General features: G+C 61.0%; 10 protein-coding genes. 7 read left to right on the forward strand and 3 right to left on the reverse strand.

Annotated elements, in window-relative coordinates; genetic code table 11:
- Positions 1–8: 8 nt before the first annotated feature.
- Entirely contained in the window at positions 9–1862 is a 1854-nt protein-coding gene (locus tag AAGQ88_RS09660) for an ABC transporter ATP-binding protein (RefSeq protein WP_342655130.1), read from the reverse strand.
- A 116-nt stretch (positions 1863–1978) separates the two neighbouring features.
- A complete protein-coding gene (locus AAGQ88_RS09665; protein WP_342655131.1) occupies positions 1979–2416 on the reverse strand; it encodes a GFA family protein in 438 nt (145 codons plus the stop codon).
- 258 nt (positions 2417–2674) lie between these two features.
- Between AAGQ88_RS09665 and AAGQ88_RS09670 the strand changes: the two genes are divergently transcribed.
- Both AAGQ88_RS09670 and AAGQ88_RS09675 read left to right on the forward strand, forming a co-directional pair.
- On the forward strand, positions 2675–4744 hold the full coding sequence (locus tag AAGQ88_RS09670; protein ID WP_342655132.1) for a PAS domain-containing protein: 2070 nt from the start codon (positions 2675–2677) through the stop codon (positions 4742–4744).
- A 159-nt stretch (positions 4745–4903) separates the two neighbouring features.
- Complete coding sequence (locus AAGQ88_RS09675; protein ID WP_342655133.1) at positions 4904–6823, forward strand: ATP-binding cassette domain-containing protein; 1920 nt, start codon at positions 4904–4906, stop codon at positions 6821–6823.
- A gap of 70 nt (positions 6824–6893) precedes the next feature.
- Here AAGQ88_RS09675 and AAGQ88_RS09680 read toward each other — a convergent pair whose 3' ends face one another.
- Positions 6894–7337: a universal stress protein gene (locus tag AAGQ88_RS09680; RefSeq protein ID WP_285423370.1), complete on the reverse strand. Its 444-nt coding sequence runs from the start codon at positions 7335–7337 to the stop codon at positions 6894–6896.
- Between the two features lie 109 nt (positions 7338–7446).
- Between AAGQ88_RS09680 and AAGQ88_RS09685 the strand changes: the two genes are divergently transcribed.
- The 5 genes from AAGQ88_RS09685 (at position 7447) to topA (ending at position 14860) form a co-directional block, all read left to right on the forward strand.
- Positions 7447–7884, forward strand: coding sequence for a hypothetical protein (locus AAGQ88_RS09685; RefSeq protein WP_342655134.1), 438 nt, complete (start codon positions 7447–7449; stop codon positions 7882–7884).
- Between the two features lie 577 nt (positions 7885–8461).
- Positions 8462–10609, forward strand: a complete 2148-nt coding sequence (gene fadB, locus AAGQ88_RS09690) for a fatty acid oxidation complex subunit alpha FadB (protein WP_285423372.1) — start codon at positions 8462–8464, stop codon at positions 10607–10609.
- Between the two features lie 23 nt (positions 10610–10632).
- A complete protein-coding gene (gene fadA / locus AAGQ88_RS09695; protein WP_342655135.1) occupies positions 10633–11808 on the forward strand; it encodes an acetyl-CoA C-acyltransferase FadA in 1176 nt (391 codons plus the stop codon).
- 102 nt (positions 11809–11910) lie between these two features.
- Positions 11911–12147, forward strand: a complete 237-nt coding sequence (locus AAGQ88_RS09700; RefSeq protein ID WP_285423374.1) for a DUF1653 domain-containing protein — start codon at positions 11911–11913, stop codon at positions 12145–12147.
- Positions 12148–12256: 109 nt separating this feature from the next.
- The gene (topA, locus tag AAGQ88_RS09705; protein ID WP_285423375.1) at positions 12257–14860 is read left to right on the forward strand and encodes a type I DNA topoisomerase; all 2604 of its coding nucleotides are present in this window, start codon (positions 12257–12259) and stop codon (positions 14858–14860) included.
- Positions 14861–14928: the final 68 nt, after the last annotated feature.

Below are 14928 nucleotides of genomic sequence, written 5' to 3' on the forward strand. Positions count from 1 at the left end.
ACATATGTTTACTCCTGCGCCTCGACCACGCCTTGATCTTCACCCAGAAAGCCGCCGCTCTGGTGTTGCCACAGCCGTGCGTAGGTGCCGTTCCTGCCGAGCAATTGGGCATGGGTGCCTTGCTCGATGATGCGCCCGTCCTCCATGACGATGAGCCGGTCCATCGCCGCGATGGTCGACAGCCGGTGGGCGATGGCGATGACGGTCTTGCCCTGCATCATTTCGTCGAGGCTTTCCTGAATGGCGACTTCGACCTCCGAATCCAGCGCGCTGGTGGCTTCGTCCAGCAACAGGATCGGCGCGTTCTTGAGCATCACCCGGGCGATCGCGACACGTTGACGCTGGCCGCCGGAAAGTTTGATTCCACGCTCGCCTACCAGCGTGTCGTAGCCGGAATGCCCCTGGCGGTCGCTGAGCTGACTGATGAAGCCATCGGCCTGCGCGTTGGCCGCGGCGCGGCGGATCTGTGCATCGGTGGCGTCGGGGCGACCGTAGGCAATGTTGTCGCGGATCGAGCGGTGCAGCAGGGACGTGTCCTGTGTGACCATGCCGATGGCGCTGCGCAGGCTGTCCTGCGTCACCTTGGCAATGTCCTGGCCGTCGATGCTGATCCTGCCACCGTCCACATCGTAGAAGCGCAGCAGCAGATTGATCAGCGTGGACTTGCCGGCGCCCGAGCGACCCACCAGCCCGATTTTTTCACCCGGCCGGATCGACAGGCTCAGCCCGTCGAGCACCTGGCGCTCGCCGTTGTAGTTGAAACTCACGTTGTCGAAGGTCACCGCGCCGCCTGCGGGCTCCAGAACGCGGGCATCGGCGGCATCCTGCACCTTGGGGCCTTTGGTCAGCGTTGCCATGCCATCCTGAACGGTGCCGATGTTCTCGAACAGCGAGGTCATCTGCCACATGATCCAGTGCGACATCCCGTTGATACGCAGCGCCATGGCCGTGATCGCCGCCACCGCACCGGTGCCCACTTCGTCCTGATGCCACAACCACAGTGCATAGCCGCCCGCCGCCATGATCAGCCCGACCACCAGCGCCTGATTGACGATTTCGAACTGGCTGACCAGACGCATCTGGCGAAAACCGGTCTGTTTGAAATCCTCCATCGCGGCCCGCGCAAAATGCGCTTCCCGTCTGGAGTGGGAGAACAGTTTCACCGTGGTGATGTTGGTGTAGGCATCGGAGATGCGACCGGTCATCGACGACCGTGCGTGGGCTTGCTCCTGTCCGACCTTTCCCAGGCGCGGCACGAAGTACCCCATGGCTAATCCGAACAGCACGATCCAGGCAATGAACGGCAGCATGAGCTTCAGCGCGAAGCCACCCGCCAGCGCAATGATCGCGATGAAGTACACGCCGATCCCCGGCGCGATTTCGATAATGGTGAACAGCACCTCGCGCACCGCCAGTGCGGTCTGCATCACTTTGGTGGTCACCCGGCCGGAGAATTCATCGGAGAAGAACGACAGGCTTTGTCGCAACATCAGCCGATGAAAATCCCAGCGCAAACGAAGGGGCAGATTGATAGCCAGCACCTGGTGCTGCACCATCGTGCGCAGCGCCACCAGGCCGATGCTGGTGATCAGCACGATGCCGATGCCCCACAACACGCGGCTTTCCTGTCCGGCCGCTTCGCCGCCTGCCTTCCAGACCGAGAGCAGATCGACCACCTGGCCGAGGAAGGAAAACAGCCACGCTTCGTAGATCGACACTGCAGCGCTGAGCAGCGCAAGGGCGAGAATGTAGCGCCGCGCCCCTCGTGTGCAGGCCCAGAGAAACCGTGCCAGCCCGTCCGGGGGCGGCGGAACCTCATCAGGCGGAAAAGGGTCGAGCCATCGTTCAAAGATGCGAAGCATGGGGATTTCCGTAGACAGTCAGTGGAGGCAATTCTGCCATTGATCGGACAGTCTGAGTGGGGCAGCGCCCCGGCGAACCCGCCATTTCTCCCGCCGCGCCTGGGTGATCAGCGCGCTCAGGCATCCGTGGAGGGAATAAATCGCAGCACGCCAGAGATCGGATTACCCGCTGTTCCTTTTCTGTCTGAAGGGTGATTGACGCCATCGTTCACTGGAACTTCGGCAAAGTCGAAAGGGCTGACCCCGGCCAGGCACGCTGCATTGACGCCGAGCTGATCGGGATTGGAGCGCCGCCGGTGATGCGTGTAAATCCCGCATGTGCCGCAGAAATAGTGCTTGGCGGTGTGGGTATTGAATTGATAGAGCGTGAGGGCGTGCTCACCCGCGACGAGGCGAAAATTATCTTGAGTCGCCGTGACGACGACCGCTCCTCGCATACGGCAATAAGAGCAATCGCAACGGCGCGCAGTCGCCAGACCCCCGCTGAGCGTCACCCGGAACTGCACGGCGCCGCAGTGACAGGAGCCTTCGAATTCAGTCTGGTTATTGTCCATGATGATGCCTCGAGATAAGCCGGGACTGGATCGTATCAGCCCGTGATGAAGCAGTTGAAGAGGCAAGCCGCGGCACAGAAAACGTTTCGGCGTCACGGCGCCCGGCAGATTGCTGTACCGCCTCGCCAGTCTTCGGCAATGACCGGTTGTGACATGGTCACCCATGCCGGGCGACGCCGTTGCTCGGTGACACTTCGCCTCGTCCTCGTGGCCGGGTATGCTCGGCGTTTGTCTGCCAAGCGGTTGCTGAGGGTGGAAATGGATCAGGGTAACAATGAACGACCTGCCCAACAGGTGGTTTCCTCCTTGCAGCCCCAGGCTCACGAATTTCCGACCGACACCTCGGAGCGTCTGCAGCTTGCGCTGGACGCCGGTGCGATCATTGGCACCTGGGTGTGGGACATCACCCGCGATTGCGTCACCGCCGACGAACGATTTTCCCGGTCCTTCGGCTTGTCCGCCGAAAGCTGCAAGGCTGGCATTCCCATCGCCGAGGCCTTTTCTTCGATTCACCCTGACGACGTGGCGCGCGTGGCGGCCGACATCCAGGAAGCGATGGGGCGCGGCGGCGCGTACCGTTGTGAGTATCGCGTGCGCCAGGAAGACGGCCGTTATCGCTGGGTCGAAGCCAATGGCCGGGCAGAACTGAACGCCCAGGGACAACCCGTGCGCTTCCCGGGCGTGCTGATGGACATCGAGTCGCGTCGCGCCGCGGAAGCCGAGCGAGACCGAATGTCGGCGTTGCTGCGCACCTTTACCGCCGCGGTGCCGGGCGTGGTCTACGCCAAGGATCTTGAGGGGCGCATGCTGGTTGCCAACCATGGCACGACCGAGCTGATCGGCAAACCGCCTGAGTTCTATCTCGGCAAGACCGACCTGGAATTCCTCGAAGATAAAGATCAGGCGCGTCAGGTCATGGAGACAGACCAACGCATCATGCGCAGCGGCAAAGCCGAGCAGATCGAGGAGCGCGTCGACATGCCCGATGGCTCAGCCACGATATGGCTGTCGGCCAAGGCTCCGTTGCTTGACGCGGCAGGCGAGGTCATCGGTCTGATCGGGTCGTCGATCGACGTGACCGCACGAAAATCCGCCGAAACGGCGCTGCGTGATCTCAATCGCACGCTGGAGGCACGCATTGCCCAGGCCGTGGCCGAGCGCGAAGCGGCAGAAGCCGCACTGCGTCAGTCACAGAAAATGGAAGCCATCGGCCAGCTCACCGGCGGCATCGCCCACGACTTCAACAACCTGCTGGCGGGGATCACCGGCAGCCTGGATCTGATCAAGTTGCGCCTGCATCAGGGCCGCAGCGCAGATGTCGAGCGTTATGTGTCGGTGGCGTACGGCGCCGCCCAGCGTGCTGCGGCGCTGACCCATCGGCTGCTGGCGTTCTCCCGTCGACAGACCCTGCTTCCGGTGCACACCGATGTGCATGTCCTGATTGCGGAAATGGAGGAGTTGATCCGGCGTACCGTCGGGCCGACCATTGAGCTGGATGTCGAACTCATGGCGCAATCGAGCACATGCCTGGTGGACCCGGCGCAGGTGGAAAACTCCTTACTCAACTTGTGCATCAATTCCCGCGATGCGCTGCCCGCAGGCGGCAAAATCTCCATCCGCACCTGCAATCATGAATTGGAGGCGGGGCTTGGGCTCGACCCGGAACTGCCGCCGGGCATCTACCTGACGATCTCGGTCGCGGATAATGGCGCGGGCATGGGCCCTGACACGCTGGCCAAGGCGTTCGAACCGTTCTTCACCACCAAACCGGTGGGCGCCGGAACCGGGCTGGGGCTGTCCATGGTGTACGGCTTCGTCCGCCAGTCGGGTGGGCAGGTCAGCATTCAGTCGGACGAAGGCCGTGGCACGACCGTCTGCCTGCAACTGCCGTATCACCCGGCCGAGGTCGCGGCAGGCGCCGAGGTCGACTCTGAGTCTCTGCCCCTGACGGTTGCGTCGGGCGAGACCGTGCTGGTGGTGGATGACGAGCCGACGGTGAGGATGTTCGTCAGCGAGGCGCTGGGCAATCTGGGCTACGTGGTCGTTGAAGCCGCCGACAGTCAGGCCGGCTTGCAACTGTTGCAATCGGATGCGCCCATCGATCTGCTCGTCACCGACATCGGCCTGCCGGGTGGGATGGATGGCAGGCAGATGGCTGAAGCAGGACGGGGCAACAGGCCGGGTCTGCCGGTGCTGTTCATGACCGGCTACGCGCAGCCGCTGGTGCCGGATCAGCAACCGCTGGACCGATCGACGACGGTGCTGACCAAGCCTTTCGCGCTGGAAGAGTTGATTGCCCGCGTCGGCACGTTGCTGGGCCGGTCGTGACGGGCACATGAGGGTGAGCAGCACGGCGCTTATCCCGGACTGAACGGAGCGCCCGCATTTCCAGCCGGATCACGTCTGTCATCGACACGCCTGTCATCGAATAGCCCCCATCGGCCGGGTATCTCAGGTAGAATGCGCGCCCGGTTTTTGGAGAAGCTCATGACCCTGCTCAAATTCAGCGATGTGTCCCTTGCGTTCGGCGCCATGCCGTTGTTGGACAAGGTGTCCTGGCAGATCGCCCGTGGTGAGCGGGTCTGCATCATCGGCCGCAACGGCACAGGCAAATCCAGCATGTTGAAGCTGGTCAAAGGCGTGCAGTTGCCTGACGACGGCAGCGTCTGGCGCGCCCCCGGTCTGAAGATCGGCGAGTTGCCGCAGGAGCTGCCGGTGGCCGATGGCCGTACCGTGTTCGACGTGGTCGCCGAAGGCCTCGACGGTGTCGGCGCGCTGCTCGCCGAATACCATCACCTGAGCCAGAACATCGTCACCGCGGAGGACCTCGACAAGCTGATGCACGTGCAGTCGGACCTCGAAGCCCGTGACGGCTGGCGCCTGCAGCAACTGGTCGACAGCACCCTGAGCCGGCTTCAGTTGCCGGCCGACAAGACCCTGGCCGAGCTTTCCGGTGGCTGGCGCCGTCGCGTGCTCCTGGCCCAGGCGCTGGTCTCCGAGCCTGATCTGCTGCTGCTCGACGAACCGACCAACCACCTGGATATCGGCGCCATCGCCTGGCTCGAAGAAGCGTTGAAGGAATTTCAGGGCGCCGTTCTGTTCATCACCCACGACCGTTCTTTCCTGCAAAACCTCGCTACGCGCATTCTGGAACTGGACCGTGGCGGCCTGATCGACTGGAGCGGCGACTACGCCAGCTTCCTGGTGCACAAGGAAGCGATGCTGGCGGCGGAAGAAACCGCCAACGCGCTGTTCGACAAGCGTCTGGCGCAGGAAGAAGTGTGGATTCGCCAGGGTATCAAGGCGCGGCGGACCCGCAACGAAGGCCGCGTGCGTGCGCTCAAGGCGCTGCGCGTCGAGCGCAGCGAACGTCGCGAGCGCACCGGCAAGGCAAACATTCAGCTGGACACCGCCGATAAATCCGGCAAGCAGGTGATGGTGCTGGAGAACGTCAGCTTCGCCCACCCGGGTGGCCCGACGCTGATCAAGGACTTTTCGATGGTGCTGCAGCGTGAAGACCGCATCGGTCTGCTCGGCGCCAACGGCACGGGCAAGACCACCTTGCTCAAGCTGATGCTCGATAACCTCAAGCCCACCAGCGGCACGGTTGAAGTGGGTACGCGTCTGGACGTTGCCTATTTCGACCAGTTGCGTCATCAGCTCGATCTGGAAAAAAACGTGATCGACAACGTCGCCGAAGGTCGCGATTTCATCGACATCGACGGGCAGAGTCGCCACGTTCTCAGCTATCTGGGGGATTTCCTGTTCAGCCCGCAGCGTGCTCGCACGCCGGTCAAGGCGCTGTCCGGCGGTGAGCGCGCGCGTCTGCTGCTGGCCAAGCTGTTCAGCAAACCGGCCAACCTGCTGGTGCTGGACGAACCGACCAACGACCTGGACGTCGAGACCCTCGAGTTGCTTGAAGAGGTCTTGCTGACTTTCAAGGGCACCGTACTGATGGTCAGCCACGACCGGGCATTCCTCGACAACGTCGTCACCAGCACGCTGGTGTTCGAAGGCGAGGGCAAGGTGCGCGAATTCGTCGGTGGCTATCAGGACTGGCTGCGTCAAGGTGGCTCGCCGCGGCTGTTGGGCGTGACCGAGAGCAAGTCCGGCAAGACCGAACTGAATTCGGCGATCGTCGAGCCTGTGGCAGCGCCTGCCCCCGTACAGGAACCGGCGCCCGCTACCAAGAAGAAGCTGAGCTACAAGCTGCAGCGCGAGCTGGAAGCGCTTCCGGGCGAGATCGATGCCAAGGAGCAGCGGATCGCGGCTGTTGAGGCAGAAATAGCCGACCCTGGCTTTTACCAACGTCCGGCTACCGAAACCGCCAAGGTGCTGGCGTCCCTGGAGCAGCTGACCAAGGAACTCGACGCACTGGTCGAGCGCTGGGCCGAGCTGGACGAATAACTCAGTAACGTCGTGCAACAAAAAAAGCCCGGACCCCATCAAGGGTTCGGGCTTTTTGATGCGTCAGGAATTACTCGGCGCGTTTGACCAGACGCACGGCCAGTACATCGCACGGCGCGCCGTGCAGCACATCATTTGCAGTGGAGCCCAGCAGCAGTGACAAGCCGTGACGGCCATGGCTGCCCACGACGATCAGATCGACGTGATGCTCTTTGGCCAGGTTGTGGATTTCCTGACGAGGCTGGCCATAGGTCAGATGGCTGTCGCCGGTGTGTACATCCGGGTACTTCAGCTTGAGTGCTGCAAGCTTTTCCTTGGCCTGATCGAATTGCTGCTGCTGCAATTGCGACAGGTCCATGGGTACATCGCCGCCAAAGGCCATGGCCATAGGTTCGACAATGTGTACCAGCGACAGCTTGGCGTTGGTCCCCACGGCCAGCTTGATGGCCTTTTTGATAACCGGATCGCACTCTTCAGTGAGGTCCACGGCTACCAGGATATGTTCATAGGACATGGGATGTTCCTTCTGAGGTTTGCGATGGTTTTGATTATGGCTCTTTTCACGCGCCCCTGGCACGCCGTTATGCTTTGTTTGCCACATATCGCGGCAGGGGCATAGACATATGACGGTGTGGATAGTGCTGTCAATCATTGCCGTGGTGTTGAGCCCTCTGGTTTGGCTGCGCCCGTCGCGTTCGCAGAGCGGAAGAATGGCCATGCGCATGGAGGCGCGGCGCATGGGGCTGGCGATGCAGTTGATTCCGCAGGAATGGCCCCATTGGCTGCCGACCGAGCCACCAAGCCCGTGCGCCCAATACCACAGGCCGCGCACGGCACGTGATCCGGACGTCTGGGTGTACTGGCAGACGGCGCCCGGAACGTGGGTCAATCAGTGGCGTGAGCCTTGCGCCGATGCGCGTTTGCAGGCGCAATTCGAAACGTTGCCGGCGGACGTCTATAAGGTCGAAGCGGGCAAGCATCTGATCGCGCTGTACTGGGCCGAGAAGGGCGAAACCCAGGTGCTGGAGAGAATCGCTGCGGTGCTCAAGGCGCTGGCGTGAGGCCGCGCAAGAGCGCGGCAAATCGCAGGCATTAAAAAGCCCGATAGCAACATCGGGCCGGGGGTTGGCCAGGCAGGCCGATAATTCGTGACGCTTTGCGGTGCAGCGCCGCAAAAGACGTGCAAATTCGTTTCACGGCATTTCCGAAAACGACCCGTCTTGATGCGCAGTGCGCTGAATGTAGACCTTATTGGTGCATTTGTCTGCTGCGGATCCAATTATTTTTGACGTTTATACCTTTAGCCGTCGCCTCCACTGTTTAGTAGGCGTGCCGCGTCCCTGTGCTGATCACTGCGCTGAATGGCGCCTGATCACAGGTGTCTTTTACCTGCGATTTGCCGGTTTTGCCCGCTGTCTGCCGAATTGACAATTGTTGGAATATGGCTGAAGGTAGGCGCACCCAAATCAAACGGGCGTATGAATTGAGCGTTTGCCGTAGGAATGCTCTGACAGACGCTCGAATCGTGTCGACGGGGTGCCTGGCGTTTGGTGTCGCATGGCCGGAAAGGTCAGGTGATTCGCCGGATTTCAGCGTCTGACGCGTATTGTTCAGCTTCCATATCGTGGAGATCAGTTGATGATTTACGAAGGTAAAGCCATCACGGTTAAGGCTCTTGAAAGTGGCATCGTCGAATTGAATTTCGACCTCAAGGGTGAGTCCGTCAACAAGTTCAACCGCCTCACCCTCAACGACCTGCGTCAGGCTGTCGAAGCCATCAAGGCTGACGGCTCGGTCAAAGGCGTTATCGTCACCAGCGGCAAAGACGTGTTCATCGTCGGCGCCGACATCACCGAATTCGTCGACAATTTCAAGCTGCCGGACGCCGAACTGGTGGCCGGTAACCTCGAAGCCAACAAGATCTTCAGTGATTTCGAGGACCTGAATGTCCCGACGCTCGCTGCCATCAACGGTATCGCCCTGGGTGGCGGTCTGGAAATGTGCCTGGCGGCCGACTTTCGGGTGATGTCCGCCACCGCCAAGATCGGCCTGCCCGAAGTCAAGCTGGGTATCTACCCGGGCTTCGGCGGCACTGTTCGCCTGCCGCGCCTGATCGGCGTCGACAACGCCGTCGAGTGGATTGCCTCCGGCAAGGACAATCGCGCCGAGGATGCCCTGAAAGTGGGCGCCGTCGATGCGGTGGTCGCGCCGGAAAAGCTTCAGGAAGCGGCACTGGACCTGATCAAGCGCGCCATTTCCGGCGAGTTCGACTTCAAGGCCAAGCGTCAGCCCAAGCTGGACAAACTCAAGCTCAACGCCATTGAGCAGATGATGGCGTTCGAAACCGCCAAAGGTTTCGTCGCAGGCCAGGCCGGTCCGAACTACCCGGCACCTGTCGAAGCGATCAAGACCATTCAGAAAGCCGCCAACTTCGGCCGTGACAAGGCGCTGGAAGTCGAAGCGGCCGGTTTCGTGAAGATGGCCAAGACCTCGGCGGCCGAGAGTCTGATCGGCCTGTTCCTGAACGATCAGGAACTGAAAAAGAAAGCGAAGATTTACGACGAAGTCGCCAAGGACGTGAAGCAGGCGGCCGTGCTGGGCGCAGGCATCATGGGCGGCGGCATCGCCTATCAGTCGGCCGTCAAAGGCACGCCGATCCTGATGAAAGACATCCGCGAAGAGGCCATCGAACTGGGTCTGGGCGAAGCGTCGAAACTGCTGGGCAAACGCGTCGAAAAAGGTCGTCTGACCCCGGCGAAGATGGCCGAAGCGCTCAACGCGATTCGTCCTACGCTGTCTTACGGCGATTTCGGCAACGTCGACCTGGTCGTTGAAGCCGTCGTCGAAAACCCGAAGGTCAAACAGGCCGTGTTGTCCGAAGTGGAAGGGCAGGTTGCCGAAGGCACCATTCTGGCCTCCAACACCTCGACCATCTCCATCAGCCTGCTGGCCAAGGCGCTCAAGCGTCCTGAGAACTTCGTCGGCATGCACTTCTTCAACCCGGTGCACATGATGCCGCTGGTCGAAGTGATCCGTGGCGAGAAGTCCAGCGAAGTCGCCGTGGCGACGACCGTGGCCTACGCCAAGAAGATGGGCAAGAACCCGATCGTGGTCAACGACTGCCCGGGCTTCCTGGTCAACCGTATCCTCTTCCCGTACTTCGGCGGTTTCGCCAAGTTGGTCAGCGCCGGCGTCGACTTCGTGCGCATCGACAAGGTCATGGAAAAGTTCGGCTGGCCAATGGGCCCGGCTTACCTGATGGACGTGGTCGGCATCGACACCGGTCATCATGGCCGCGACGTCATGGCCGAGGGCTTCCCTGACCGCATGAAAGACGACCGCCGCTCCGCTGTGGACGCGCTGTACGACGCCAATCGCCTGGGCCAGAAGAACGGCAAGGGCTTCTACGTCTACGAGACCGACAAGAAGGGCAAGCCGAAGAAAGTTGTCGACGCTTCCGTGCTCGAAGTGCTCAAGCCGATCGTCTACGAACAGCGCGACGTCACCGACGAAGACATCATCAACTGGATGATGATCCCGTTGTGTCTGGAGACCGTGCGCTGCCTGGAAGACGGCATCGTCGACACCGCGGCCGAGGCTGACATGGGCCTGATCTACGGCATCGGCTTCCCTCCGTTCCGCGGCGGTGCGCTGCGCTATATCGACTCGATCGGTGTGGCTGAATTCGTTGCCCTGGCTGACCAGTACGCTGATCTGGGCGCTCTGTACCACCCCACTGCGAAGCTGCGCGAAATGGCCCGTACTGGCCAGCGCTTCTTCGGCTAAGTGCCCAACGAACAGGTGAGAATATGAGCTTGAATCCGAGAGACGTCGTGATTGTCGACTTCGGTCGTACTCCGATGGGCCGCTCCAAGGGCGGCATGCACCGCAACACCCGCGCCGAAGACATGTCGGCGCACCTGATCAGCAAATTGCTGGAACGCAACAGCAAGGTCGACCCGGCCGAAGTCGAGGACGTGATCTGGGGGTGCGTCAACCAGACCCTGGAACAGGGCTGGAACATCGCGCGCATGGCCTCGCTGATGACCCAGATCCCGCACACGTCCGCTGCGCAGACCGTCAGCCGCCTGTGCGGTTCGTCCATGAGCGCGCTGCACACCGCCGCCCAGGCGATCATGAGCAACAACGGCGATGTGTTCGTCATCGGTGGCGTCGAGCACATGGGGCACGTCGGCATGATGCACGGTGTCGATCCGAACCCGCACATGTCGCTGTATGCCGCCAAGGCATCGGGCATGATGGGCCTGACCGCGGAAATGCTCGGCAAAATGCATGGCATCACCCGTGAAGCCCAGGATGCGTTCGGCGTGCGTTCGCACAAGCTGGCGCATCAGGCGACCGTGGAAGGCAATTTCAAGGACGAAATCATCCCGATGCAAGGGTATGACGAGAACGGCTTCCTGAAGATGTACGACTTCGACGAAACCATTCGTCCGGAAACCACGCTCGAAAGTCTGGCGGCGTTGAAGCCTGCCTTTAACCCGAAAGGTGGTACCGTGACCGCCGGCACCTCGTCGCAGATCACCGACGGCGCGTCCTGCATGATCGTCATGTCGGGTCAGCGGGCGATGGATCTGGGGATCGAGCCAATGGCCGTGATCCGTTCGATGGCGGTGGCGGGCGTGGACCCGGCGATCATGGGTTACGGCCCGGTTCCGGCGACGCAGAAAGCGCTCAAGCGCGCGGGTCTGAGCATCGGAGATATCGACTACTTCGAGCTCAACGAAGCCTTCGCTGCACAGGCCTTGCCGGTGCTGAAAGATCTGAAAGTGCTCGACAAGATGGACCAGAAGGTTAACCTGCACGGCGGCGCCATCGCCTTGGGTCACCCGTTTGGTTGCTCCGGAGCCCGGATTTCCGGCACCTTGCTCAATGTCATGAAGCAGAAGGGCGGCACTTTGGGTGTTGCAACGATGTGTATCGGCCTTGGACAAGGCATCTCCACCGTGTTCGAACGCGTTTAACCGGTGTGAGTGTGCAAGCCGGGGCCATGTGCCCCGGCTTTTGTTTTTCTCCGGAAATGTTTTTTTGAAAGTTTTTTCGCGTCAATCCTCGAGGTCCGCACCATGCCGTTACAGCCAGGTCTCTACCGTCACTACAAAGGTCCCGAGTACCGTGTTTTCGGTGTCGCGCGCCATTCCGAAACGGAAGAGGAAGTGGTGTTCTATCAGGCGCTGTATGGCGAATATGGCTTGTGGGTACGCCCTTTGAGCATGTTTCTGGAGTCGGTCGAGGTTGACGGGGAGCAAGTGCCGCGCTTTGCTTTGGTCCAGGCCGAACCTGATCTTTTTTCAAGGGGATAAGGCGAGACCTTGCAGTAGCCTCTGCTTGACCTCACCTTACAGCCACTATATATAGCGGGGCCTCGACGGCTCCAACGTCTTTTTTCTCGCATTAGGAATTTTCCGATCCATGGGCAAATCGCTGGTCATTGTGGAATCCCCGGCTAAGGCCAAGACCATCAACAAGTATCTGGGCAGCCAGTACGTGGTGAAGTCGAGTATCGGCCATATCCGAGACCTGCCCACCAGCGGTTCGGCTAGCGCCGCCAAAGAGCCTGCTGCCAAACGTGGCAAGACTGCGTCCGAAGCACCTGCGCTGTCGCCCAAGGAAAAGGCCAAGCGCCAGTTGGTGGCACGCATGGGCGTCGATCCCGAACATGGCTGGAAAGCCAAGTACGAGATCCTTCCCGGCAAGGAAAAGGTGATCGACGAACTGCGCCGGCTGGCCAAGGATGCTGACACCATCTATCTCGCGACGGACTTGGACCGCGAAGGGGAGGCCATTGCATGGCACCTGCGCGAAGCCATCGGTGGCGACGATGATCGCTACAAGCGTGTCGTGTTCAACGAAATCACCAAGAAAGCCATTCAGGAAGCCTTTTCCCGCCCTGGCGAGCTGGACATCGATCGCGTCAATGCTCAGCAGGCGCGCCGTTTCCTCGACCGCGTCGTGGGTTACATGGTCTCGCCGCTGTTGTGGCAGAAGATCGCCCGCGGCCTGTCCGCCGGTCGTGTGCAATCGGTCGCCGTGAAGCTGGTGGTGGAGCGCGAGCGCGAGATCCGTGCGTTCATCCCGGAAGAGTACTGGGAAGTTCACGCTGACCTTGGCACCGCCAAAGGCGCCAACGTGCGATTTGAAGTGGCTCGCGAAAACGGCGAGGCCTTCAAACCGCTGAACGAAGCGCAGGCCATGGCCGCACTGGAGAAGCTCAAGTCTTCTTCCTACAGCATCGCCAAGCGTGAAGACAAACCGACCAGCAGCAAGCCGTCGGCGCCGTTCATCACGTCCACGCTCCAGCAGGCTGCCAGCAACCGCCTGGGCTTCGGCGTGAAGAAAACCATGATGATGGCCCAGCGTCTGTACGAAGCCGGTTACATCACCTATATGCGTACCGACTCGACCAACCTGTCGGCCGATGCCGTTGCGATGGCGCGCACTTACATCGAAAGCGAATTCGGCAAGAAATACCTGCCGGAATCGCCGAACGTCTACAGCAGCAAGGAAGGCGCGCAAGAGGCTCACGAAGCGATTCGTCCTTCCGACGTCAACACTCACCCGAGCAAGCTGTCGGGCATGGAGCGTGACGCCGAGCGCCTGTACGACCTCATCTGGCGCCAGTTCGTGGCCTGCCAGATGCCGCCGGCGCAGTACCTGTCCACCACGGTCAGCGTGACTGCCGGCAGTTTCGAGCTGCGCGCCAAGGGTCGAATCCTCAAGTTCGACGGCTACACCCGCGTGCTGCCGCAGATGAGCAAGCCCGGAGATGACGACGTGCTGCCGGACATGGCCCAGGGCGACACCCTGAAGCTGATCAAGCTCGATCCAAGCCAGCATTTCACCAAGCCGCCTGCCCGTTATTCGGAAGCGAGCCTGGTCAAGGAAATGGAAAAGCGCGGGATCGGTCGTCCTTCGACCTACGCGGCGATCATCTCGACCATCCAGGATCGGGGTTATGTCGCACTGCACAACCGCCGTTTCTACTCGGAAAAAATGGGTGACATCGTCACCGAGCGTCTGTCCGAAAGCTTCTCCAACCTGATGGACTACGGCTTTACTGCCGGCATGGAAGAGAATCTCGACGACGTGGCGCAAGGCGAGCGCGACTGGAAAAACGTGCTCGACGAGTTCTACGGTGACTTCAAGAAAAAACTGGAAGTCGCCGAGGCCAGCGACAGCGGCATGCGTGCCAACCAGCCGGTCATGACAGACATTCCGTGCAAGGTTTGCGGTCGTCCGATGCAGATTCGCACGGCGTCCACTGGCGTGTTCCTGGGCTGCTCGGGTTACAGCCTGCCGCCAAAAGAGCGCTGCAAGGCGACGGTCAACCTGACGCCGGGCGATGAGATCGCCGAAGACGACGAGGGCGAATCCGAATCACGCGTGTTGCGTGGCAAGCACCGCTGTCCGGTCTGCAGCACGGCGATGGATGCCTACCTGCTCGACGAGAAGCACAAGCTGCACATCTGCGGTAACAACCCGGATTGCGTGGGCTACGAGATCGAAGAAGGTAACTACCGTATCAAGGGCTACGAAGGCCCGAGCGTGGAGTGCGACAAGTGTGGCGGCGAGATGCAACTGAAGACCGGCCGCTTCGGCAAGTTCTTCGGCTGCACCAACTGCAAGAACACTCGCAAACTGCTGAAAAACGGAGAAGCGGCGCCGCCGAAGATGGACCCGGTCAAAATGCCGGAGCTCAAGTGCGAGAAGGTCGACGACACCTACATCCTGCGCGACGGTGCCTCGGGGCTGTTCCTGGCCGCCAGCCAGTTCCCGAAAAATCGCGAGACGCGTGCGCCGCTGGTGCTGGAAATCGTGCCGCACAAGGATGAGATCGATCCCAAGTACCACTTCCTGTGCGAAGCGCCGAAGAAAGACCCTGATGGTCGTCCCGCGGTGATTCGCTACAGCCGCAAGTCCAAGGAGCAATACGTGCAGACCGAAGTGGACGGCAAGCCGACGGGCTGGCGTGCGTTCTACGACGGTGGCAGCTGGAAGGTCGAAGACAAGCGTTGATCGCCTGACGTTGATCACACTGGCGAGCCCTGGCGCTTTGCGTTAAAAGAATCCCTCGGTGTGCGTAA

The sequence above is a fragment of the Pseudomonas sp. F3-2 genome (assembly GCF_038804275.1).
Classification (GTDB): Bacteria; Pseudomonadota; Gammaproteobacteria; order Pseudomonadales; family Pseudomonadaceae; genus Aquipseudomonas.

What these genes read in the sequence shown, in the direction of transcription:
- AAGQ88_RS09660 (WP_342655130.1), bottom strand. Translation starts at nt 1,862, where the DNA reads ATGCTTCGCATCTTTGAACGATGGCTCGACCCTTTTCCGCCTGATGAG.
- AAGQ88_RS09700 (WP_285423374.1), top strand. Translation starts at nt 11,911, where the DNA reads ATGCCGTTACAGCCAGGTCTCTACCGTCACTACAAAGGTCCCGAGTAC.
- fadA (WP_342655135.1), top strand. Translation starts at nt 10,633, where the DNA reads ATGAGCTTGAATCCGAGAGACGTCGTGATTGTCGACTTCGGTCGTACT.
- AAGQ88_RS09665 (WP_342655131.1), bottom strand. Translation starts at nt 2,416, where the DNA reads ATGGACAATAACCAGACTGAATTCGAAGGCTCCTGTCACTGCGGCGCC.
- AAGQ88_RS09680 (WP_285423370.1), bottom strand. Translation starts at nt 7,337, where the DNA reads ATGTCCTATGAACATATCCTGGTAGCCGTGGACCTCACTGAAGAGTGC.
- AAGQ88_RS09670 (WP_342655132.1), top strand. Translation starts at nt 2,675, where the DNA reads ATGGATCAGGGTAACAATGAACGACCTGCCCAACAGGTGGTTTCCTCC.
- fadB (WP_285423372.1), top strand. Translation starts at nt 8,462, where the DNA reads ATGATTTACGAAGGTAAAGCCATCACGGTTAAGGCTCTTGAAAGTGGC.
- topA (WP_285423375.1), top strand. Translation starts at nt 12,257, where the DNA reads ATGGGCAAATCGCTGGTCATTGTGGAATCCCCGGCTAAGGCCAAGACC.
- AAGQ88_RS09675 (WP_342655133.1), top strand. Translation starts at nt 4,904, where the DNA reads ATGACCCTGCTCAAATTCAGCGATGTGTCCCTTGCGTTCGGCGCCATG.
- AAGQ88_RS09685 (WP_342655134.1), top strand. Translation starts at nt 7,447, where the DNA reads ATGACGGTGTGGATAGTGCTGTCAATCATTGCCGTGGTGTTGAGCCCT.